The sequence below is a fragment of the Bacillus salitolerans genome (assembly GCF_042680805.1).
Taxonomy (GTDB): domain Bacteria; phylum Bacillota; class Bacilli; order Bacillales; family SA4; genus Bacillus_CJ; species Bacillus_CJ salitolerans.
Genome location: NZ_JBHUEM010000003.1, coordinates 366,831 through 388,727 on the forward strand (window position 1 = coordinate 366,831; position 21,897 = coordinate 388,727).

The 21,897-nt window shown below is 35.5% G+C and carries 22 protein-coding genes; 17 read left to right on the top strand and 5 right to left on the bottom strand.

The annotated features are described in order from the left end of the window. The first annotated feature begins 133 nt into the window (after positions 1-133). Positions 134-1,042 carry a chemotaxis protein gene (locus ACFSCX_RS03425; RefSeq protein WP_377926706.1) on the top strand — a complete coding sequence of 303 codons (909 nt, stop codon included), beginning with the start codon at positions 134-136 and terminating at the stop codon, positions 1,040-1,042. A 264-nt stretch (positions 1,043-1,306) separates the two neighbouring features. Next, positions 1,307-2,917, top strand: a complete 1,611-nt coding sequence (locus ACFSCX_RS03430; protein WP_377926707.1) for a GGDEF domain-containing response regulator — start codon at positions 1,307-1,309, stop codon at positions 2,915-2,917. A 375-nt stretch (positions 2,918-3,292) separates the two neighbouring features. On the opposite strand, the gene ACFSCX_RS03435 is transcribed toward ACFSCX_RS03430, so the two are convergent. The 3 genes from ACFSCX_RS03435 to ACFSCX_RS03445 all read right to left on the bottom strand — a co-directional run bounded on the left by ACFSCX_RS03435 (position 3,293) and on the right by ACFSCX_RS03445 (position 5,260). Further along, a complete protein-coding gene (locus tag ACFSCX_RS03435) occupies positions 3,293-3,757 on the bottom strand; it encodes a YkyB family protein (RefSeq protein ID WP_377926708.1) in 465 nt (154 codons plus the stop codon). A gap of 334 nt (positions 3,758-4,091) precedes the next feature. Then, positions 4,092-4,541 carry a L,D-transpeptidase family protein gene (locus tag ACFSCX_RS03440; RefSeq protein WP_417281894.1) on the bottom strand — a complete coding sequence of 150 codons (450 nt, stop codon included), beginning with the start codon at positions 4,539-4,541 and terminating at the stop codon, positions 4,092-4,094. 518 nt (positions 4,542-5,059) lie between these two features. Further along, on the bottom strand, positions 5,060-5,260 hold the full coding sequence (locus ACFSCX_RS03445) for a hypothetical protein (protein WP_377926710.1): 201 nt from the start codon (positions 5,258-5,260) through the stop codon (positions 5,060-5,062). Positions 5,261-5,344: 84 nt separating this feature from the next. Here ACFSCX_RS03445 and ACFSCX_RS03450 point away from each other — a divergent pair, with 84 nt between their 5' ends. From ACFSCX_RS03450 to ACFSCX_RS03460, 3 genes are all read left to right on the top strand, one after another. Continuing rightward, the gene (locus ACFSCX_RS03450) at positions 5,345-5,743 is read left to right on the top strand and encodes a fluoride efflux transporter FluC (protein WP_377926711.1); all 399 of its coding nucleotides are present in this window, start codon (positions 5,345-5,347) and stop codon (positions 5,741-5,743) included. Next, entirely contained in the window at positions 5,740-6,129 is a 390-nt protein-coding gene (locus tag ACFSCX_RS03455; protein ID WP_377926712.1) for a fluoride efflux transporter FluC, read from the top strand. Before ACFSCX_RS03450 ends, ACFSCX_RS03455 begins: the two co-directional genes overlap by 4 nt. A 100-nt stretch (positions 6,130-6,229) precedes the next feature. Beyond that, positions 6,230-8,335 carry a sensor domain-containing protein gene (locus ACFSCX_RS03460; RefSeq protein ID WP_377926713.1) on the top strand — a complete coding sequence of 702 codons (2,106 nt, stop codon included), beginning with the start codon at positions 6,230-6,232 and terminating at the stop codon, positions 8,333-8,335. A 23-nt stretch (positions 8,336-8,358) separates the two neighbouring features. Here ACFSCX_RS03460 and ACFSCX_RS03465 read toward each other — a convergent pair whose 3' ends face one another. Beyond that, positions 8,359-9,222 carry a metallophosphoesterase gene (locus ACFSCX_RS03465; RefSeq protein ID WP_377926715.1) on the bottom strand — a complete coding sequence of 288 codons (864 nt, stop codon included), beginning with the start codon at positions 9,220-9,222 and terminating at the stop codon, positions 8,359-8,361. A 282-nt stretch (positions 9,223-9,504) separates the two neighbouring features. Here ACFSCX_RS03465 and fadH point away from each other — a divergent pair, with 282 nt between their 5' ends. The 4 genes from fadH (at position 9,505) to ACFSCX_RS03485 (ending at position 13,126) form a co-directional block, all read left to right on the top strand. Further along, positions 9,505-10,269 (top strand): 2,4-dienoyl-CoA reductase, encoded by a 765-nt coding sequence (gene fadH, locus ACFSCX_RS03470; RefSeq protein WP_377926716.1) that lies wholly within the window; start codon positions 9,505-9,507, stop codon positions 10,267-10,269. A 135-nt stretch (positions 10,270-10,404) separates the two neighbouring features. Continuing rightward, positions 10,405-11,619, top strand: a complete 1,215-nt coding sequence (locus ACFSCX_RS03475) for an EAL domain-containing protein (RefSeq protein WP_377926717.1) — start codon at positions 10,405-10,407, stop codon at positions 11,617-11,619. A gap of 182 nt (positions 11,620-11,801) precedes the next feature. Further along, positions 11,802-12,041, top strand: coding sequence for a hypothetical protein (locus tag ACFSCX_RS03480; protein ID WP_377926718.1), 240 nt, complete (start codon positions 11,802-11,804; stop codon positions 12,039-12,041). Positions 12,042-12,334: 293 nt separating this feature from the next. Continuing rightward, entirely contained in the window at positions 12,335-13,126 is a 792-nt protein-coding gene (locus ACFSCX_RS03485; protein ID WP_377926719.1) for a DUF3993 domain-containing protein, read from the top strand. A 596-nt stretch (positions 13,127-13,722) separates the two neighbouring features. On the opposite strand, the gene ACFSCX_RS03490 is transcribed toward ACFSCX_RS03485, so the two are convergent. Continuing rightward, positions 13,723-14,676 carry an MBL fold metallo-hydrolase gene (locus ACFSCX_RS03490; RefSeq protein WP_377926720.1) on the bottom strand — a complete coding sequence of 318 codons (954 nt, stop codon included), beginning with the start codon at positions 14,674-14,676 and terminating at the stop codon, positions 13,723-13,725. 288 nt (positions 14,677-14,964) lie between these two features. Here ACFSCX_RS03490 and ACFSCX_RS03495 point away from each other — a divergent pair, with 288 nt between their 5' ends. The 8 genes from ACFSCX_RS03495 to ACFSCX_RS03530 all read left to right on the top strand — a co-directional run bounded on the left by ACFSCX_RS03495 (position 14,965) and on the right by ACFSCX_RS03530 (position 21,873). Beyond that, on the top strand, positions 14,965-15,201 hold the full coding sequence (locus ACFSCX_RS03495) for a YkuJ family protein (RefSeq protein WP_377926721.1): 237 nt from the start codon (positions 14,965-14,967) through the stop codon (positions 15,199-15,201). 298 nt (positions 15,202-15,499) lie between these two features. After that, positions 15,500-16,018 carry a ribonuclease H-like YkuK family protein gene (locus ACFSCX_RS03500; RefSeq protein ID WP_377926722.1) on the top strand — a complete coding sequence of 173 codons (519 nt, stop codon included), beginning with the start codon at positions 15,500-15,502 and terminating at the stop codon, positions 16,016-16,018. 69 nt (positions 16,019-16,087) lie between these two features. Continuing rightward, complete coding sequence (abbA, locus tag ACFSCX_RS03505; RefSeq protein WP_377926723.1) at positions 16,088-16,285, top strand: antirepressor AbbA; 198 nt, start codon at positions 16,088-16,090, stop codon at positions 16,283-16,285. A 668-nt stretch (positions 16,286-16,953) separates the two neighbouring features. Next, a complete protein-coding gene (cbpB, locus tag ACFSCX_RS03510) occupies positions 16,954-17,397 on the top strand; it encodes a cyclic-di-AMP-binding protein CbpB (protein ID WP_377926724.1) in 444 nt (147 codons plus the stop codon). Positions 17,398-17,461: 64 nt separating this feature from the next. Then, entirely contained in the window at positions 17,462-18,970 is a 1,509-nt protein-coding gene (locus ACFSCX_RS03515; protein ID WP_377926725.1) for an MDR family MFS transporter, read from the top strand. Between the two features lie 25 nt (positions 18,971-18,995). Next, entirely contained in the window at positions 18,996-19,877 is an 882-nt protein-coding gene (locus ACFSCX_RS03520) for a LysR family transcriptional regulator (RefSeq protein ID WP_377926726.1), read from the top strand. 72 nt (positions 19,878-19,949) lie between these two features. Further along, entirely contained in the window at positions 19,950-20,666 is a 717-nt protein-coding gene (dapD, locus tag ACFSCX_RS03525; protein ID WP_377926728.1) for a 2,3,4,5-tetrahydropyridine-2,6-dicarboxylate N-acetyltransferase, read from the top strand. 79 nt (positions 20,667-20,745) lie between these two features. Then, positions 20,746-21,873, top strand: a complete 1,128-nt coding sequence (locus tag ACFSCX_RS03530) for an N-acetyldiaminopimelate deacetylase (RefSeq protein WP_377926729.1) — start codon at positions 20,746-20,748, stop codon at positions 21,871-21,873. Positions 21,874-21,897: the final 24 nt, after the last annotated feature.

Genomic DNA, 21,897 nt, shown 5'->3' on the forward strand with positions numbered 1-21,897 from the left:
ACCCTAAAAAATTCATAGATTTTACTTGGTAAGTGCTGAATTCGTGTAGTTATAATAGATAAGAACCTTTATAATAAGGAATAAGAAGATTTTTATTTATGAGTAATAAAGTAACATAAAAGGATGTGCAATTATGAGCGATAAAAACATGGGAATATTACTTGAAAGTGGTACAAATGAACTTGAAATCGTCGAATTTACAATTGGGGAAAATAAGTTTGGTATTAATGTTATAAAGGTAAAAGAAATTATTAACCCTGTAAAAGTGACAAAGATACCACATTCACATCCGAACGTAGAAGGAATCATCGAAATTCGAGGGGCAGTCCTTCCAGTTATTAATATCGAAAAAGCACTTGGAAGCTCTATCTCTGAACAAGGATTGAATGATAAGTTTATTGTTGCAGAATTTAATAAAATAAAAGTGGTTTTTCACGTTCATTCTGTTTCACAAATTCATCGGATTTCTTGGAATGATATCGAAAAACCGTCAGAAATGTATCAAGGACTTGAAAGCTTAATTACTGGAGTCATCAAAAAAGAAGATGGTATGGTCCTTTTACTAGACTTCGAGAAGATAGTGGTAGACATTAATCCTGCTGCTGGTATTAATAAGGACCAAATAAAGAAGTTAGGAAAACGTGAAAGATCCGATAAGAAGATCATGGTAGCTGAAGACTCTCCACTACTCCGAAAGCTAATTCATGATACGCTAGGGGAAGCTGGATATTCAAATCTAGAGTTCTTTGAAAATGGAAAGGATGCCTTTCACTTCTTAGATAGTTTAGCATCAAGTGGAAACCCAATTCGCCAAGAAATACAAATGGTTGTAACAGACATTGAAATGCCCCAAATGGATGGGCATCATTTAACTAAACGAATCAAAAATGATACGAGACTAAGTGAATTGCCTGTTGTTATTTTCTCTTCACTCATTACGGATGATTTAAGGCATAAAGGACAACAGGTTGGTGCTGATGGACAAGTTAGTAAGCCCGAAATTGGCGAACTTGTTGGGTTAATTGATCGACTTATTCTATAACCAATCTGGGAAGAGGACCCAACCTCTTCCCTTTATTTATTGAATAGGAAATACTAATTCGGCCCCAGCGATCGCCCAGCCCGCCTGAGGATAACCGCTGCCCTGAGCCTTTTGTTTATTCAAGGTCTTTTAAAGGGAAGTATTTGTTTTTTACTTTGTTGAAGTACCGAGCTTCGTTCAAGAAGATCTTTCTTATTTACAGGATAGCCATTATTATGTGATGAAAAATGACGATAAAGTATTGCTAAAAGGTAGGGAAAGATAGTGGAAAAGTATCAACAAACATTAATGGAGAATATTCGACATCAACTTTCTCTTTGGATTGAAGCTGATAAACTTTCAGTGCTAAATGAGGACGTATATCGTTTTTTACATTCAGTTGCAGGAACAGCAAGGACGATTGGACTGAGCGATATATCAGCACTGTCCAAAACATTACTAGATTCCATTGATGAGTTGGAAGAGAAGAATTGGTCTACAAAAGAGTTGAGAGAATTTTTAATGCCATTATTATCGATTGGTTACGATAACCAAACGGACGAATCAGTAAACTTGAATAGACGATCGGATAAAGAAAAAAAACCATTGGTATTAATAATTGATGATGATCCGACATTGCTCATGTATATGAAAGAAGAGCTTGAAAGAGAAGGGATAATGGCAATCGTAATAACGGATCTTGAAAATGCGGTTTCCTCTCTATATGATTTACACCCTGATTGTGTCATAATCGATGTCTATATGAAAACGAATTCAGGATTTGAAATTTTGAATTTCCTAAAAGTAAAAATGAAGCAGCAGTTTATTCCTACAATTATCATGAGCTTTAAAGAAAAGAAGGATATACGCAAACAAAGCTATGAAATGGGGGCTGACGATTTTATTGCTAAGCCCTTTGAAATGGATGATTTTATTGCAAGGATAAAACGACATTTAGAACGAAAAGAATTATTTGATAACCTTCTATTAGTAGATGAGCTTACAAGAGTGTATAACCGAAAGTATCTACAAACAGCTTATGATCAGCTATTGCTAGAAAGTCAATTGAGTTCAGATTCTTTCAGTATGGGACTACTTGATTTAGATTTATTTAAAAATATTAATGAACAGTTTGGACATTTAGCAGGTGACGAGGTCTTAAAGGAATTCGCATCGTTTTTAAAGCAGAAGCTATCAAGGTTGGATATTGTGGTCCGGTATGGCGGTGAAGAATTTGTTGTTCTATTCCCCCGCGTGACTGGACTTGATGCTAAACAAAAAATGCAAACTTTACAAAATGAATTATATGATAGTCCTTTTACGTTTAATGGTAATGAAGTTTTTGTTACTTTTTCATGTGGAATTATTGAGGTTGAGTCTAGAAATGAACCACTCACTTATTGGTTAAACTTAGCCAATCACGCCTTACACGAAGCGAAGAATCAAGGAAGAAATCTAATTTACGTCGTTGGGAAGGAAAGTATTGTGCCTTATAAAAAAATGTTGAAAATTGGTGTAATAGATAATGATCCTATTATTCGGACAATGCTAGTTGAAATGATTGAAAGAATTCAAGGAGACCACTCCCTGTATCTTGATATCCAGGCTTATAAAGACGGAATAACATTCTTTGAGTCAGACTGGTATCTTTCTGATGATCCATATGTCATTATTCTTGATGGGATCATGCCAAAAATGGATGGACTTGAAATACTTCATCGTCTTCGTTCAGAACGGAATAGAAATCAATATACAGTCATTATGCTCACCACAAGAAAAAGTGAACAGGATATTATTAAAGCATTAAAACTAGGAGCAGATGATTATATGACAAAACCTTTTAACATGCTTGAGTTAGAAGTAAAATTGCGTAGGCTAATACAAAAATTGAAGTAATAATTTTTTTATAAATTTTGCTTTTGGCAATCGCATCAGCGTTTTAAGAAAAAGAGAAAGAACCCGATTAGGTACTAAAAAATCAGTGTAGGATGAAGAAAACCCACTGATTGAAGTTTCAATTTATTTATTCTGACCAAAGTGGTGAGATTTGATATCAACAGAACGGAACAAAAAGCTCAGGGCGCCCCGTTTAGCCAAAGGCCGAGCAAATATTCCTAAATGAAAAATAGGGTACTTTTCTTTTTCTCATTTAGGATTATTTAACCTCCAGTGGCTGTTGGGAACCTGTATTCCAAGTCACTAGCCCACTCTCTTGCTGAAAAATTTATACTTCTTAATAACTAACAAAGTAGGGTCTAAAGACCCTACTTTTTAGTATGTTTCACCAAGACGTTTGAATACTGGCTTTTGATAGCGTCGATTCATTGGTTTTCTTTGAGTCCTTTGGTTAGAGGGAAGATGTCCAACATACTTTTGCAAGATATCCTTTGCTTGAGAGAGAGACATATTCGTTTTTGGGTTTCGGTATGTTTGATTTAATGAACCTAAGTGTGGAAGAGAATCGAAGTCTTCTTTTGAAGGTGGCATATGAAAATAATAATCACCTGCTGAGACTAATACATCCGATTGTTGCTTACTATTCTTGGGGTTATTTGAAAAATGTAAACCTACTTTTTTGGCTTTTCCTTCTTTAACTAATTTTTCTAAAGCCTTTCTCTTTAGTAAATATAAATATTTAGGATCGGGAGCAGTTTTAGCATGTCGGTTTACTGAGAAGATTGCGCGAGTTATATTTGGGAGAGTTATCTCGAGTGAATATTTATGATTTGAATCCATGTCAAGTCTCCTTTCATTATCTCATATGATAGCTCATTTTAACAAAATTGCCAAATCTTTTGAGAAATTCGGTAATTTTTTGTGAATGGGTGTTGTATTTTACTAGAAAGAAGGAAAAAACAACTAGCTAAATCTTGTTGTTTTTTCCTTCTTCCTGTTAATTAGTAAGAAAGTATAAAAGGTTTCAGCAAGAGAATGGGCTAGTGACTTGGGATCCAGGTTCAGCACCCAGCCACTGGAGATCAAATAACCCTAAATGAGTAAAAGGGGAAAAGCTAAACGGGGCGCCCTGAGCCTTTTGTTCTAAAAGTTGAGATGATAAAAAGGATATCCTCTAAGGTCTAATATAAACAGCAGTTCCATTTGGAACGAAACTAGCTAGTTCTAGAACATCCTCATTGTACATTCTGACACATCCAGCTGATACAGCTTTTCCAATCGAACTTGGGTCGTTTGTTCCATGGATGCCATAATGTATTTTGGATAAACTTAACCACATTGCCCCAAAAGGTCCCCCTGGATTTGGTTCACGGTTGACGATGATAAAATCTCCTGTTGGTGTTTGATCAAGTATTTTTCCTATTGAAATGGGATAAACCTTTCTTTTTATCATATTTTGATATAGAATCAGTGTTCGTTTTGATAGAGAAATCCAAATGGAATATGGGATGGAATGTGGGGAAGGTAAGCCAGGTATGATAATTTTTTGTCCCGGATACAATACATCAGGATTATGAATACTGTTTGCTTGGATAAGCTTTCCTATCGAAGTTCGATAGTTCATTGCAATAGAACTTAGTGTTTCACCTATTTTTACTATATGAATCAAGAGATCACTCCTTTTGATGATTCATTTTCCAATGAATGAAACATTCATAATGAGAAGGATTAGAAATCTACTTAGCTCATGATGACGGATAATGTAAATGCGAGAGAAAAAGATGATAAAGGGATTACCTTTCCGTATAAAAGTTAAGATTGGTATTGAAAATGACAGTCCGATCATGCTTAATTGTCTGAATTACCATGTAGAGATGATGAGAAGGGGGAGCCTTCTATTGGCTTGTTTTTTAATAAGTTAAGAAAGATAAGTTTCTGGTGTTTAGTTTATACAATGTTATGGCTAAATCCAGCTCCAGCGCTCAGCCAAGATGAAATGGCGACGTTGTTTGCCATTTCATCCTACTCTTGGGTCAGATACAGTGAAACTTCCATCATTGATTTTTTCTGTTGGTTAGGTGAACATTTGCTCTACCTGAAGACTAAACGGAGCGCTTGCCTTTTTTTTTAGTTATTTTACGTTTATTTCCTATATTGGAGATGCCTAACATATGGATATCCATAATATGGGTAAGGATAATATGGTCCTGGACGATAGTATGGCCCATAAAATGGTCTTGGTCCAAAACCACCGTATAGTAGTGGACTAACTGCAAGACCAGCTAAAAAAGGTAAAGCTAAATAGAGCTGGTCATGATGCTGTGGGTATATATAAGAAATCACTAATGCTACCTCCTATATTCTATTTCATACTATAATATGGGAATAATAATAAAATGAGCACGTCTAATTAGGAGAGGAATATTGATGAGAAAGAGAGAACTAATATTTGTAGGGGTTGGGGGATTCCTTGGTACGGGAATGAGATATTTATTAGGAAAATGGATGAGCGATTTTCATCCGATAGGCACGCTTTTAGCTAATTTGATAGGCTGTTTGCTTATTGGATTTTTAGCATCTGCGACTGTTCAAACCCGAAATAGAAGATGGACTTGGCTCCTGTTTGGAACAGGTTTTTGCGGTGGATTTACAACTATGTCTACTTTAACAAGCGAATTGGTTTACACGGGAGTTGCAAGAGGTTTGTTTTATTCTGCTATGTATTTGATGGTGACCTTAGTAGGTGGTTTATTGTTAACGTGGTGTGGCTACGAGTTACATTCGTTATGGAATAAGCGAAGCTCTAAGGAAGGTGAAGGTTCATGACATTTATATCTATTTGTATTGGGGGCTCTATAGGAGCACTACTGCGATATTGGATTTCTGTCAATTTGGCTAACCGGTTTCCTTCGAAAAATCTAGTAGCTACTTATCTTGTGAACGGAATAGGCTCCTTTTTGCTAGGGGTGATGATTGGCTTAATTGAAGCTGGAAAAATTCCTAGCTCGATGATAACGTCCATTATTTCTATCGGTTTTTTAGGAGCATTGACAACCTTTTCAACCTTTTCACTAGAATGTCTACAATTACTAAAGGATAGAAATATAGGTTTATTTATTCAATATATCTTATGGACTTTTGTAAGTACAGTTATGTTGTTTTTATTAGGGTCTACTTTTTTGAGTAGAGTGTATTCTCTTCTTTTTCATTGAAAAATTTGGTATAGTTAATGAGTGTCTATTTGTGTCGAACCGAATAGATATATGACTAAAAATACGATACTAGTAAACTCACTTGAGGAAGCGATAATGAATGAAGCGGATGAAAGAGATCCTGAGCGCTGATTTGAAAACAATAGATTCTAGCCAAAAAGTAAAAAGTCAAATTTTTGAGATTATTTTTAATGCTGTAAAAGATATGGTTTATATTATGAGGGTTGATGAAAATCTTCATTTTCGCTATATTTATGCAAACGTAGAAGCGGTAAAACACGCTCGTTTATCAGATGCTAATATTGGACAAACACTCCAAGAAGTTCTTGAACCGAATCTTGCTTCCTATCTACATAACAAATACATAGAAGCGGTTATACATAACAAACCATTAAGTTTTCAGGATTCCTTTATTATTAAGCAACAAGAAGTTTTCAGTGAATCCATATTAACACCTATTCATGATGACGAGGGTATATGTCGGTATGTAGTGAGTGTCACAAGAGATATAACGGATTCAGTACAAGAAAAAAAGAGGCTAGAAGAGAGCCAGCAGAGATACCGGTCGTTAATGGACCATAATATGGATGGAGTCTTATCCCTAAACGAAGTGGGAATTATTCAACAAGCAAATCCATCCTGCTATTCTATACTAGGTTATACCGAACGAGAATTAAAATATTTATCAATGATAGACTTAATTGAGCCAGAGTACAGATGTGTTGTAGAAAATGCGCTAAACAGTACAATTTCTGGACATACGAATGATACGATTAACTGTCAGTTGGTTCATAAATCCGGTGATGCACTATTTGTCCAACTAAAAATGATTCCGATTGTCATCTATGGCACAATAACCGGGGGATATTGCATCATTCGTGACATTACTGATCAAGTTCGGAATGACGAAGTGATGAAATTTATAGCCTTTCACGACCACTTAACCGGTCTTCCAAATCGTAGCTCGCTAAAAGAGGATATTGTACAATTTGTTCAAGACGCTACCTACAATAAGGAAAGCTTTAGTTTAATGTATTTGGATTTAGATCGATTCAAGTTTTTAAATGATACAATGGGGCATAACATGGGTGATTTATTGCTAAAAGAAGTAGCAACAAGACTACTATCGATTGAACAGAACAAAGGAACAGTATATCGTCAAGGCGGAGACGAGTTTATCTTTATTCTTCAAAATACAAATCGATTTGAAACACACGATATAGCCGAACAAATATTAGATTTATTCCGAACGCCATTTCTTCTAAATTCACAAGAATTTTTTGTCACTCCAAGTATAGGCATAAGCATGTTCCCAAGAGACGGTTCAGACGGTGAAACCCTTATTAAAAGTGCAGACACGGCTCTTTATCGAGTGAAAGAAAGAGGTAGGGGTCATTTTCAATTTTACTCAAATGACATGCGAAAAGGTAATTCACATATCATGCTCCTTGAAACTTGCTTAAGAAAAGCTATAAAAAAAGACGAACTACTTCTCTACTACCAACCACAAGTTGATTTATCCACTGGTAAAATTTCTAGTTTTGAAGCACTATTAAGATGGAATTGTGGACTTCTTGGCTTTGTTTCACCAGCTGAATTTATTCCATTAGCAGAGGAAACCGGGTTAATATTACCAATTGGAGAGTGGGTGATAGAAGAGGTATGCAGACAGCAAAAGGAATGGCATGAAAAAGGGTATAACGAAATAGCCGTTGCTATAAATTTATCAGCAAGGCAGTTTCAACAACCAAATTTAGTTGAAGTCATTAAGAATTCCTTACATAAAAATAACGTCAATCCTAGCATATTAGAAATAGAAATAACAGAAGGCGCTATGCAAGATACAAGAGAAACAATAGTTATTCTTCAACGATTAAAAGAGCTCGGTGTGCAAATATCAGTTGATGATTTTGGGACAGGTTATTCGTCTTTAAGTTACTTAAAGAGGTTCCCGCTTAATACTTTGAAAATTGACCAATCTTTTGTCAAGGATGTACTAACAGATAGTAAGGATGCTGCGATTATTACATCTATTATTCATTTAGCTCAAAGCTTAGGTTTTAATGTTATTGCAGAAGGAGTCGAACTAGAAGAACAAGCACAATTTTTGCTGAGAAAGGGATGCCATAAAGCACAAGGCTTTTTATTTAGTCGCCCTCTTCCAGCAAATCAAATTGAAGAACAATACTTATTAGGAAAAGAGTGAATGACCGATATCATTCACTCTTTTCAATCTGCTTTTAAAGTGAACAGAGAAATTTCTGGCTTTGAGAAAAACCTAAAGGGAACTCTAGTCGTCCCTAATCCCCTGTTCACATACAAGGTGAGTGGCTTTTGACCAATAGAGTAAAAACCCTCTACATATTCAGTTCCGTACGGTGGTGTAACAATAGGACCTATAAAAGGAATTTGTATTTGTCCTCCGTGACTATGGCCAGATAGTTGAAGTTGAACTGGATAAGAATGGCTTACCTTAGCCACATCTGGTTCATGAGCAAGGAAAATTGTATAAGAATTCTCTGGGATTTTACCAAGTGTTTGTTCAAAATCAGGTCGCCCAAGCATATAATCATCTAATCCAGCTAAATAAATGGATGAATTCTTTACAGTAATGGGTATGTACGAATTAACAAGTAATTGAAAGTCAGAAAGCTCCATGATAATTTTGTATGATTCTGTCCCGTATCCTCCATGATCGTGGTTCCCATATATTGCGAATTTCCCTAATGGAGCTACGATTTTTTTCAGAATTGGAATAAGTTCCTCTGGGTGTCCGTATTGATCTGGGGCATCGATAAGATCTCCTGTGAACAAGACGAGGTCTGGTTTTAAATGATTAATAGTCTCTACTAATTGCTCTAACTGCCTTGCATCATAGTAATGTCCGATATGAGTATCACTGAATTGCAAAATTTTTACCCCATCAAATGGTTCTGGAATAAATGATGATCGGATGGAATGCTCTGTAACTTCAAGCTGCTTAGGTTCTATGAATCTAGCATACGTATAACCAAATAATATGGTAAGGGTTGTCCCTATTGTTAAGCGGTACGCTTTCTTTAGAAAGCTTCTTCTTGTATATTGATCATTCATTATATTATCCAACCTATCTAAAAATTTTCTTGCACTTATCATCATATAATTCTATAAACAATACAATTTTTGACACGGTCACGTTTCGGTACCGAAGGAATGAATATTATAGACAATTATACCATGCACGTGAATGAAATGTCTGTAACTTATAAATGGTGCTTTTTCATGCAGTAATACAGTTAGAGAGACTAAATTTTCTTAATTTTCATAACTTACCTTTCTATCATAAAAATAAAAGATATAATAGATGTAAGAACAACAACTAAGGAGCTGAATTGTATGAAAGATAAAGTAGTTATTGTTACAGGTGGTTCTAGTGGTATGGGCTTTTATATGGCAAAACGATTTGCAGAAGAAGGAGCTTTTGTTGTCATTACAGGTAGAACAGAAGAAAAGTTAGAAAAGGCAAAGAAAGAAATAGAAACAGAAGCAAATCGAGTGTTAACCATACAAATGGATGTAAGAGAGCCAGATCATGTAAATCATATGGTCCAAAAGACTGTCGAGACATTTGGTACAATCGATTATCTTGTAAATAATGCAGCTGGAAACTTTATTTGTCCAGCAGAAAAGCTATCTTTTAATGGATGGAAATCAGTAATTGATATTGTTTTAAATGGAACATTTTATTGTAGCTCAGCAGTTGGTAAATATTGGATTGAACAAGGCGTAAAAGGAAGTATGATTAATATGATTGCTACATATGCTTGGGATGCAGGTGCTGGTGTCATTCACTCAGCAAGTGCTAAGGCAGGAGTGCTTTCAATGACAAGAACTTTAGCAGTAGAATGGGGAAGAAGATATGGTATCCGTGTAAATGCGATTGCACCAGGTCCAATAGAACGAACTGGTGGTGCAGACAAGCTATGGGAGTCAGAGGAAGCAGCCATTAGAACTATTAAAAGTGTACCTCTTGGAAGACTTGGTACACCAGAAGAGATAGCAGGCCTAGCAACGTTTTTATTTTCAAATGAGGCAGCCTATATTAATGGTGAGTGTATCACAATGGACGGAGGACAATGGTTGAACCAGTTCCCATTTTAGTCAAATTCAAAACTACATAGTTCAAATTGATATAATGTACGCATTGGGGTCGGATCTTCAGTGCGTTACTGCTTTAACTGACTTATGAGTGGTATCAAATTGTAAATCAAAAAACAGAGATTGGGGATTTGAAGGATGGATCCTATTGAAATTCTAACAAATGTTGATAAAGTAATTCCTTTCTTTCAGCCAATCTTTTCAGCAGATGAAAGAATGGTTATGGGATATGAGGTGTTAGGACGTATTCAATATAATGACGAATACGAATCTCTAGGAGCGTTTTTTCAAGACGAAACGATTCCAGATGAGTACCGCTTAGAAATAGACGATATAATCGTCAAAAAAGCCATTGAATATTGGATAACAAATGAAACAAAGCCCTATTTATTCTTGAATCGTAATCCAAATCTACTCATGAAAGATAACGGTGAGTCACTGTTAAAGCTATTATTAAGCTATCAAGAAAAGGGACTACTGTTAGATCATATTATTATTGAGATTTCTGAACATGATTTTAATGGTGATATTGAGCAGTTAAATCATCTTCTTTTGTATTACAGGACCTATGGTCTTAAGGTTGCTGTAGATAATGTTGGCAATGGGGCTGGAAACTTTGACCGAATGAACTTGTTATCACCTGATATTTTAAAAGTAGATTTACATATGCTCAGAAAAACAAACGACCGTACTTCTTATCAGGAGGTGTTGTATTCATTATCATTACTAGCTAGAAAAATAGGTGCGATACTATTGTATCAAGATATTGAAACCATGTATCAATTGCAATACGCATGGCAAAATGGTGGACGGTATTATCAAGGGTTCTATTTAAGTAAACCAAATAGTGAATTTATACAGCCAGATATTTTGAAAGATCAGTTGAACAGAGAAATGAAGCAATTTATAGAGTTTGAAAAGAAAAAAATACAAAGTGTATACCATATTTCAGTGAAAATTCAACAAGAAATTCAAAAAGTGCTTGGGAAAAATAAAAAATCTCTAGAAGGTAACGAACTTTTATATGAGATTTCTAAACAATTATCCTATTGTAGCTTTAGAATGTATATTTGTGATGAAGATGGATTTCAACAATCTTCTAACTATGTTAAAACGGAAATAGGATGGACACAACAACCTTCTTATCTCCATAAAAATTGGAGCTGGAGACCCTATTTTTTAGAAAATATTATGAGAATGAAACTTGAAAAACAGGGTATTCTTTCAGACTCTTATAGTGATATTGAGACAGGGGAAACAATCCGTACTTTTTCATATCCTGTTAATCAACATCAATTTTTATTTATTGATTTGACATATGAATTCCTTTATGATGAGGGCGTTATTTTTTAATACTTGTTTCTTTTCTATGTTGCTAGTAATAAGACAAAGCAATGACTAATTGATAGAATATAAAAAACGCCTCGTAAGCTGTTTCCTTAACTTTTAAGTGAAAATAGCACTGTCTATCTATGTATAACTGTTACCTATTTGTGAAAATATAAAGTGAACTTTTAACAAATGGGGTGATTCATTTGACAATGCTTGATATAGTATTGGCTGTACTAGGGACGATCATTTTAATTACCGGTTTATTCTACACGTTCAATATCTCCAAAAATACGAAATACCAAACAAATGGGTATGATACTGAAGTTAATCCTAAAGTTCAGGATCATCCATATACGAGAAATCCAATATTTTTAACTTATATTATTGCTGGTGTACTCATCATCGGATATATCATCTTTAGGGCATTAACTTCTCAGTGGTAAAAAGAGTATGAAATCATTATTGGATAAAAAAAGGCTACAACCTTATGGATGTAGCCTTTTGTCAATATCTAATAAGATGATTTTTTTAGCGACTTACCATCTTGATATTTTATTTGTTGATATTTGTTTAAACATGAGAGAGAAAGGGAATTTCTGTAGAAAGAAAAGCAAACAGTGTCTAATGCTGCCATTATTTTACGAACGATAGCCAGTCCAAATAAACCTCTTCATTGATACAATGACAAGTAAGAACAAATTTATCCATAAATGGTTCGTGAGAGGGGATTAATCGAATGAAAAAGGGCAACATTTCGGTTATTTTGACTTTTCTTCTTGTCTTATTTGCGATCAATCATCCAGTACAAGCATCAAACATGTTGGACAAGCAGGGGGTTAAACAACTGCTAAAAGATGCACATGAAGCACAATTGTCTTTAACAGAAAAACATCATACGTGGGGTGAGGTGACTAGTAAACTTTATCCTTACCTAAGTAGAACATTTGCAAAAGACTTTTTAAAAGAGCATGTTGTTTATGAAGAGGAAGGCTATATTGTTTATGGCACCGACTTTTCAAAATATGTTATACCACAATTAAGATTTGATGAAGAAACGGGTATCGTCTACAGTAAAGCGCAAAATCAAATCTTTATTTATGAGAAACAATGGGGAGACGGACCCGTCAGATTTGATGCTGAATATGAATTAGTAACCATAGAGTTAAATAAAGAAAAATGGGTGATTCGTGATATTGAGTATGTAAACGACTTGCCAGAACAGGTCCTGGAAAGTAATAGTCCAATCCAGAATAAAGAAGTATATCAACAAGATACTATCCATCGTCAACAAAATCCTACAAAACCAAATGTACAATATAAACATTCAGATGCTTCAATCGAGAGTAATCAGAATGTGTCACAAACTAACATTCCAAACAAGCAAAGCAAGTTATCTTTTTATGAATTTATTGGGATCCGATCTTACCCTCAATTGATGAATCCGACACCATTTGGCTATCAACCATTAAATTCTAGGCAACAACAACAATCCATTTCATTATTATTTTCCTATATTTTATTCTATTGATAAAAGAGATCCCATGGAGAGATCTCTTTTTTATAAGTTAAGCGTACTATGTCAACTACTTTTTTTGAATTTTTAGGTAAGACAAATACACCTATCCAAAGAAAAAAGGTTTCTCAATTACATCGCCAAAATAGTTGCATATCAAGGCTTTCTGATGAAGCTTCGCTGCATCGATAGAAACAATCAGTACTTGTTCGAGATTAACGTCTCTTAGTTGGTCTCGAAAGAGACTTCCCTTTTCCTTGAATGTGATATTTTATATTAGTCCCCATGTGACTTCAACCTCCTATTTCCTATTGTTTGGGTGGATGAGATTGAGTTCCCTGTCAGGTACTTTTATCTTACTTGAAGTCGCTGGGGATTTTTTTGTGTTTCTTTATGGTAACTACATTATTAGTTTATACACTGTTAGGGCTAAATCCAGCTCAAGCAGCCAGCCAAGATGAAATGGCGACGATTTTTGCCACTTCATCCTACTCGAGGGAAAAAGAAAAATCACTTTTTCCTTGGTCAAATAACCTGTCATGAATAAAAGGGAAAACCATCCTATTTTTCATGACAGGTTATTTGCTCTGCCTTAGGCTAAACGGTGCGCCTTAAGCCTTTTGTTCATTTTTATGAAAATAATCAATAAGTCCCATAGCACAAACTTGGAGATCAAGTCTTAACAGTTCCTGTAATTCATTATTAGGTTTACACCCTTTAGAATCTATATATTTAGTAACTTTTTCAAAGAGGGTATCCTTAAGGAGATCGATCTGTGTAACAACATTTTCAAGTTCACTCATTTGGAGGATGGATTGAGTACAATCAAGAAAAACTGGTATCCAATAACGAAGTTGTTCAAAAATATGCTCAACCTGACGAGATGAGCCAAAATGACCAAAATAAATGCATGTTGGGTTTTGATTCTCAATTCTTTGGGCTGATTCAAGCATAGCTTCTGGATTGAACTGATTAGGTGAGGTAGTAGGCAGGAAAAGATGCATCTCTTCAAGTTGGGAATAGAAAACACCTATTGTATCACCAGTAAAGACCCCACCAGTTCTAGAATCCACTATACTAAAATGATGATAAGCATGTCCTGGAGAATTTAAAAATGTTAAATCAAAATTATTACCAAGCTCTAATCGATCACCATCATCCTTTATGATGACTTTATCTTTAGGAATTGGCAATATTGGATCGAATAATTGATCAAATTTTTCTTTATAAACAGCTTTTGCACCTGCAATCAGTTTAGCAGGATCAACTAAATGTTTAGCACCTTTAGGGTGTACAATTACTTTAGCATTTACACAATGATCTAACAGTAATCCAACCCCACCTGCATGATCCAAATGTACATGAGTGGCAATAATATAATCAATGGATTCAGGACTAATATGTAATGATTGTAACCCCCGAAGGATATGAGGGATAGAAGGACTAGCACTCGGATCAATGATTACTTTCTTTTCTTCATCTAATACATATGTACCTGTTCGATTTGGCATACCTAAGTCAAATGCATCAATTAAATAACGGTGAGGACTTAGCTCACGTATCATAATGTACTACCTCCTAGTAACATTTTGTAGAATGATAAAACCTCTGTGTAAAGGAATATCTAAAATAACCTATTAGGTAAATTCCATTTATATGGATAGAAAATAATCCATTGTTTATCCTAATATTAGAACAGATTTGGAAGTATTTGAATAGTTGAAAATTTTAAATTCATTAGGTTGTACTTGTACTTTAGCTCGTTACGTAATAAGGTAGTTTTATACTTACAGTATACTGTTGTTATTTTTTTCAGTAAAATAAAACAGTTATGTGTGAAAGGGGATTGGAAGATGTCAAAGCTACAAGGAATATTACAACGATTAATTAGTTTAATGGAATCACAGGAGAATGGGGATCCGGCTCAACGTTTTTTTGAAGTGGACGGGGAAAAAAGATGCAGTGTCACTTATTTTCCGAAAACAGAAACCTTTGAAATAGAAGTATACCAACAAGGTGAAAAGCCAAAACGATATCAATTCGATAACATTGATATGGCTACAATTGAGATTTACGATTTAATTCACTAATAGGAGGAATATAATGGCATGAATTATCCAGTGGTAACATGTCCGCGTTGTGAATCAAAGGATCGCCTTGAGAATGTTTTAACTGCACAATCTAATCAGAATGTTATCTTCACATGTCCAAAATGCTCTTACATAGAAAAAAACATTCGAACAAGTAAAGGATAGTTTTTTAACAAGCTGACAAGCTTTTTTGTATAAGATAAAATATAAGCTTTACATATATGTAGTTGCTGAAAAGAATCATGTTCATTTTGTTTATTCACGAATATCTTCAAATCTAGATTGAAGGAGTGAACAGATGAGTGATCCGATGTTGTTTTATAATTTAACAGAGAACAACATGTCGTTTGAACGAGTCTTTTCAAGAATGTTACGGTTCATTGAAGTAGAGCCTAGTTCATCTTATCATCTGTCTGTCGGTACCGATTCACATGTGCACCAACATGAGACAAGGTTTATTTCTGCCGTTCATATTCATCGAGTTGGAAAAGGAGCTTGGGGGTGTCTTAGGCAAATAACCATACCAAGAGAAATTATCAGTATAAGGGAAAAAATATCAATGGAAACAGCCTATTCCCAAGAGCTCGCTTGCAAGTTTACGGCAGCGCATTTAAATGAAATGACAGATATCCTTCTTCCTTATGCAGATGAAGGGGCAGACTTACGATTTGAAATTCATTTAGATATTGGACGAAGAGGGGCAACAAAAGAGCTCATTCAAGAAATGACCGGTAGGATAAATTCTATGGGATTAGAGGCAAAAATTAAACCAGATTCATATACAGCTTCTAGCTATGCCAATCGTTATACGAAATAGATTAAACAAGTATATTTCATATAAATAGAACTATACATGTTAGTAGGGTTATAAGATTGGGGGTGTGCTATGAGCTATTGTATAAAACGGTCTCTTTCACCATTGAGTGAGTCACTGCTATTGGATGTTTTATTTGAACAAGGATTCGCACTTGAACTTATAAGCTGTGAATTAACTGATATCGAAAATGGACTTAAAGAAGTATCTGAAACCCGTTATAAACAGTTAGTTTCCTTGTATCATGAATTAAATCAATTGGAAGCGTAAAAAGAATCCTCTTTGGATTTCTTTTTTTTTTGATGAATAAGAAATTATAAGTTTTTGATTGTATCATATTACGATGTGTTAAGTTATCCAGCACCAGCGCCCAGCCTAGATGAAATGGCGACGATCTTTGCCATTTCATCAACTCGAGTTTTATACAGTGAAACTTCCATCAGTGAATTTTGCTGATGGTTAGATGAACCAATCGGACTCTTTCTTGCGGTTTTGTTTTTTACTGCCAGCTTGCGCCTTTAGTTTTATTCGCTTTAACTGGCTCTAAGACCCCACTTCAAAACTTTAGAAGATTCGAAGCAGTGTAAGCGGGAGATAATCAGTAAGAACCCGATAAAAGAAACACAGTCTATGATCTCCACATCAAGTGGCAACGCCTGAGTGACCCTAATCGTGCGGGCCAACAATCAGTGGAGGATGATGAAAGCCTTCATTGAAGTTTTACTTTATACATATAATTCGTAGTTAAGTCAATAAACAGTCACACGAAAATTGAGATTCCAACAATGATCCGTTTGTAACATTTTTCTGTTCAAAAAATGTTATTATTCAATAAAAGAAAAGAAATATGTTAAAATGAAAAATGGGTTTCACTAGACAACTATCTTTTGAACAAATATATAGTATATAGTGACTAACTAATGTAAGGGGAATCAGCCATGATTAGTCTTCAAAGTGGAGAGTTTGTAGAAACAACAATAAAAGATTTAATTATCTCATCTGATAAAGTTGCGCATGTTCAAATCGGGAACAGCTTGGAGCATGCATTACTAGTTCTAGTAAAGTCGGGATATTCAGCAATACCAGTATTGGACCCTGGGTACAGATTACATGGGTTAATTAGTACTGCCTTAATACTTGATACAACACTTGGATTAGAAAGAATTGAATTTGAACGTTTAGAAACCATGAAAGTAGAAGAAGTAATGAATAAAGAAATTCCAAGACTTCATATTCAAGATTCTTTTTCTAATGGCTTACAATTGGTCATTAATCATCCATTTGTGTGTGTTCAAAATGATGACGAAGTTTTTGAAGGGATATTAACAAGAAGAGTGATTTTAAAGCAACTAAACCAGCACATAAAAAAGTTAAACAAGTAATAGGCGTTGACCGAGTTGGTCAGCCCTTTTTAAATAAGAAATTCAAGTAGAAAGGGTGAAAAAAATGCCAGAGGCATTATCAAACGCCTTACATAATGAACAAGGAAAACAAACAAAACGTCCATTTGTTTTAGCCGCTGTTATGCTTGCAATGTTTATGGCAGCCATTGAGGCAACGATTGTATCTACTGCCATGCCTGCAATTGTAGGTGATTTAGGTGGTTTTTCACTCTATAGCTGGGTATTTTCTTCCTATTTACTAATGAATGCAGTAACGGTGTTAATTTATGGAAAGTTATCGGATTTGTTCGGTAGAAAACCAGTTCTTATATTTGGCATTGTATTTTTTATGATAGGCTCGATTCTGTGTGGTCTAGCAACATCGATGGAGATGCTGATATTCTATAGATTTATACAAGGATTTGGTGCAGGTGCAGTCATGCCAATCGCTTCTACTATTGTAGGAGATCTATATACAAAGGAAGAACGTGCAAAGATACAGGGATACTTGTCTAGTGTTTGGGGAATTTCTGCGATATTAGGTCCCGCAATTGGAGGATTACTCGTCCAGTATTTTAACTGGAAGTATGTTTTTTGGTTAAATGTACCTCTTGGGGTATTGGCGATTGTAATTTTATATTTTTACTTACATGAGGGAATTGAGAAAAAGAAACATAATATCGATTATCCAGGTGCAATATTATTATTTATTAGTGTATCTGCGTTAATGGTTGTTTTAGTTGAAGGAGGCGTAAGATGGCAATGGCTGTCTACACCGATCCTTTCGTTACTAGGTATATTTGTTGTAACCATTCTGTTATTTATTTGGCAGGAACAACGAGTTGGTGAACCGATGATGCCTTTTAGTATATGGAAGGAACGGTCAATCTTAATTGCGAATCTTGCCTCATTAACTACGGGAGTCATGCTTATCGGGATTTCTAGCTTCTTACCAGCATTTGTACAAGGGGTAATGGAAAGAACACCTATAGTAGCAGGTTTCACATTAACGACGATGTCAATTGGATGGCCGATAGCAGCAACTATTGCAGGACGTTTGCTTTTGAGAATTGGATTTAGAGGAACGTCCATTATTGGGGGAGTATCTCTTATAGTTGGGTCTATCCTTTTCGTTACGATGTCCCCTGATTCTGGTCCTTTGTGGGCTGCTGTAGCATCTTTTTTCGTAGGTATTGGAATGGGCTTCACAACGACTGCTTTTATTGTGTCGATTCAAAGTACTGTTGAATGGCAACAAAGGGGCATTGCTACTGCCGCAAATATGTTCATGCGAACATTAGGCAGTACAATTGGGGCTGCATTACTCGGTGGTATACTTAATAGTAAGCTTCAGCAAATGATTCATACAGCAGGAATAGAAAGCTCGGTAAACGTAGATACAACCAATATCTTATTAAATGAAGAGCAACGGAATAGCTTGTCTGAGTCGATCCGTTCTGTCCTTCAAGATGGGCTTACCATCGGGCTACATAATGTGTATTTAGTTGTATTAGCTTTTGCAGTTGTTAGCTTTTTGTTAGTCTTATTTTTACCAAAAAACAAATCAAGTTAATGACAAATGATCAAAGGGGGCGTCTATGCAAACATCGGAATGTAAGCTTCTCGTAACGTTAGCAGATGAGATGAATATGAGAAAAGCAGCTGAGAAACTATTCGTCTCACAACCGGCGCTAAGTCAAAGATTGCAATCGATTGAAAAAGCTTGGGAAACACAAATATTTGTTCGATCACAAAAAGGACTTACCTTAACGCCTGCTGGAGAAAAAATTATAGAATATGCCAAAGGAGTAGTCGCAGAGGAGGAGAAGGTACGCGAGGAAATTAGTGCGTTAAACACTCAAGTTTATGGAACACTAAAGATTGCAGTAGCTTCAATTATTGGACAACACTGGTTGCCCAAAGTGTTAAAGCAATTCGTAAGCACCTATCCTCATGCGAAAATCTCATTAATTACGGGGTGGAGTAGTGAGATTTTAAGGCATCTGTATGAAGATCAAGTACATATAGGAATTATTCGAGGAACCCCTGATTGGAAGGGGCGAAAGCAACATATTTTAACTGATTTCCTCTATCTAGTAGATACTGAAATTCAACATTTAGATGAACTGAAGACGACTGAAAGACCGTTTATTCAATTTAAGAGTGATTCTACTTACTATCAAGAAATTCAAGACTGGTGGCACAGGCAGTTTCAACAACCTCCAAAACGAACAATTGTTGTTGATCAAATTGAAACATGTAAACAAATGGCATTTCATGGAATTGGTTATGCAATCCTGCCCTCCATCACATTTCACGAGAATGATCCACCTGTTTACAAGATCCCCCTTTATGATGATCATAACCAAACGGTTAAACGTGATACTTGGTTACTTGGCTATGAGTCAGCTTTTCAATTAAAGCAGGTTGAAGCATTTCTTAAGATAGTGAGTCAAAATATTGACACTTTAGATAAGTAATTTGCTTGTCATTATAATTATCGTTTGATAGAGTTAAACTATTCGAGGTACTTTCAAGGAGGTCATATACATATGAAAATGATGGATGCAAATGAGATAATCTCATTCATACAGAAAAGTGAAAAGAAAACTCCCGTTAAGGTCTATGTAAAAGGGAATTTATCTGATATAGAGTGGGGTTCTAATACAAAAACGTTCTTTAATGGTAACACTGGAGTAGTCTTTGGTGAGTGGACTGAAATCCAATCTGTTCTTGATGCCAATAAATCTAACCTTGAGGACTATGTTGTCGAAAATGACCGCAGAAATTCTGCAATCCCTCTTCTTGATCTAAAAGGAATCAAGGCTCGTATAGAGCCAGGTGCTATTATTAGAGATCAAGTAGAGATTGGTAATAATGCAGTTATCATGATGGGGGCACTTATTAATATTGGTGCTGTAATTGGTGAGGGTACAATGATTGATATGGGAGTTGTTCTTGGAGGTCGGGCGACCGTTGGGAAGAATTGTCATATTGGAGCTGGCTCGGTATTAGCTGGTGTCATTGAACCACCTTCAGCAAAACCTGTTGTTGTAGAGGATGATGTGGTTGTCGGAGCAAATGCTGTTATTCTTGAAGGTATTACTGTAGGGAAAGGTGCAGTTGTCGCTGCTGGAGCTATAGTAATAGAAGATGTACCACCAAACACAGTGGTTGCGGGAACACCAGCAAGAGTGATTAAGCAAATTGATGAAAAGACAAAATCCAAAACAGAAATCAAGCAAGAATTACGTCAATTAAATGATTAATAAACCGGGAGAGCGTAGATCATGATCTACGCTTCCTTTTTACATTTGCTGAAATTTTTGAATGAATAGGGGATTACCAATGACTCAATATGAAACGTTTATTAAGATTCGTCGAGAACTACACCAAATACCTGAAATTGGATATAAGGAGTTTAAAACACAAACTTATTTGTTAAATTATCTTCAATCACTCCCGTCTGAGCGTATCGACATTAGACCATGGAGGACTGGTGTTTTTGTAAAGGTTCATGGAACAAATTCAAGCAAAATTATCGGTTACAGAGCCGATATTGATGGCTTGCCAATTTCGGAAGAAACGAACCTACCATTTCAGTCTATTCATGAAGGATACATGCATGCATGTGGTCATGATTTCCACATGAGTATTGCTTTAGGTGTTTTAACGAAGCTTGTAAATGATCCAATAAAAGACGATGTATTATTTATGTTCCAGCCAGCAGAGGAAGGACCTGGCGGGGCTGAACCGATGCTAATGAGTGATATTTTTTTGAATTGGAAGCCTGATCTAATTATGGCACTTCATATTGCTCCGGAGTATCCTGTTGGAACGATTGCAACAAAAGAGGGTCTATTATTTGCCAATACATCTGAACTATTTATCGATTTGACTGGAAAAGGTGGGCATGCTGCTTATCCACACAACACAAATGATATGGTAGTTGCAGCATGCTCTCTCGTTACGCAATTACAATCGATCGTATCCAGAAATGTCGATCCTCTAGACAGTGCTGTAATTACAATCGGAAAGATTACAGGAGGAACAGTACAAAACATTATTGCAGAAAAGGCTAGACTTGAAGGGACAATTAGAACGCTTTCTGTCGAATCGATGGATAAAGTAAAAGAACGTATCGAGGCTATTGTAAAAGGGGTTGAGATAGGTTATTCATGTCAAACTTTGATTGATTACGGTTCAATGTATTACCAAGTATATAATCATGAGGTGTCAACTAGAGAGTTCATGGAATTTGTTCAAAACCAAACTGACATACACCTCATTGAGTGTAAGGAAGCAATGACAGGTGAAGATTTCGGCTATATGATTAAAGATATCCCTGGCTTCATGTTCTGGTTAGGTGTTGATTCTGAATATGGACTACATCATTCTAAGTTAACCCCTAATGAAGAAGCCATCGGAAAAGCAATTGAATTAATAAGTGGATATTTAAATTGGAAGAGTAAGTAGTAATTAGATCAACATACACAGACT

Bases quoted from the DNA above. Each gene is read 5' to 3' on its own strand.
- ACFSCX_RS03425 (WP_377926706.1), top strand. From the start codon at position 134: ATGAGCGATAAAAACATGGGAATATTACTTGAAAGTGGTACAAATGAA.
- ACFSCX_RS03435 (WP_377926708.1), bottom strand. From the start codon at position 3,757: ATGGATTCAAATCATAAATATTCACTCGAGATAACTCTCCCAAATATA.
- ACFSCX_RS03440 (WP_417281894.1), bottom strand. From the start codon at position 4,541: ATGAACTATCGAACTTCGATAGGAAAGCTTATCCAAGCAAACAGTATT.
- ACFSCX_RS03450 (WP_377926711.1), top strand. From the start codon at position 5,345: ATGAGAAAGAGAGAACTAATATTTGTAGGGGTTGGGGGATTCCTTGGT.
- ACFSCX_RS03455 (WP_377926712.1), top strand. From the start codon at position 5,740: ATGACATTTATATCTATTTGTATTGGGGGCTCTATAGGAGCACTACTG.
- ACFSCX_RS03460 (WP_377926713.1), top strand. From the start codon at position 6,230: ATGAAGCGGATGAAAGAGATCCTGAGCGCTGATTTGAAAACAATAGAT.
- ACFSCX_RS03465 (WP_377926715.1), bottom strand. From the start codon at position 9,222: ATGAATGATCAATATACAAGAAGAAGCTTTCTAAAGAAAGCGTACCGC.
- fadH (WP_377926716.1), top strand. From the start codon at position 9,505: ATGAAAGATAAAGTAGTTATTGTTACAGGTGGTTCTAGTGGTATGGGC.
- ACFSCX_RS03475 (WP_377926717.1), top strand. From the start codon at position 10,405: ATGGATCCTATTGAAATTCTAACAAATGTTGATAAAGTAATTCCTTTC.
- ACFSCX_RS03485 (WP_377926719.1), top strand. From the start codon at position 12,335: ATGAAAAAGGGCAACATTTCGGTTATTTTGACTTTTCTTCTTGTCTTA.
- ACFSCX_RS03490 (WP_377926720.1), bottom strand. From the start codon at position 14,676: ATGATACGTGAGCTAAGTCCTCACCGTTATTTAATTGATGCATTTGAC.
- ACFSCX_RS03495 (WP_377926721.1), top strand. From the start codon at position 14,965: ATGTCAAAGCTACAAGGAATATTACAACGATTAATTAGTTTAATGGAA.
- ACFSCX_RS03500 (WP_377926722.1), top strand. From the start codon at position 15,500: ATGAGTGATCCGATGTTGTTTTATAATTTAACAGAGAACAACATGTCG.
- abbA (WP_377926723.1), top strand. From the start codon at position 16,088: ATGAGCTATTGTATAAAACGGTCTCTTTCACCATTGAGTGAGTCACTG.
- cbpB (WP_377926724.1), top strand. From the start codon at position 16,954: ATGATTAGTCTTCAAAGTGGAGAGTTTGTAGAAACAACAATAAAAGAT.
- ACFSCX_RS03515 (WP_377926725.1), top strand. From the start codon at position 17,462: ATGCCAGAGGCATTATCAAACGCCTTACATAATGAACAAGGAAAACAA.
- ACFSCX_RS03520 (WP_377926726.1), top strand. From the start codon at position 18,996: ATGCAAACATCGGAATGTAAGCTTCTCGTAACGTTAGCAGATGAGATG.
- dapD (WP_377926728.1), top strand. From the start codon at position 19,950: ATGAAAATGATGGATGCAAATGAGATAATCTCATTCATACAGAAAAGT.
- ACFSCX_RS03530 (WP_377926729.1), top strand. From the start codon at position 20,746: ATGACTCAATATGAAACGTTTATTAAGATTCGTCGAGAACTACACCAA.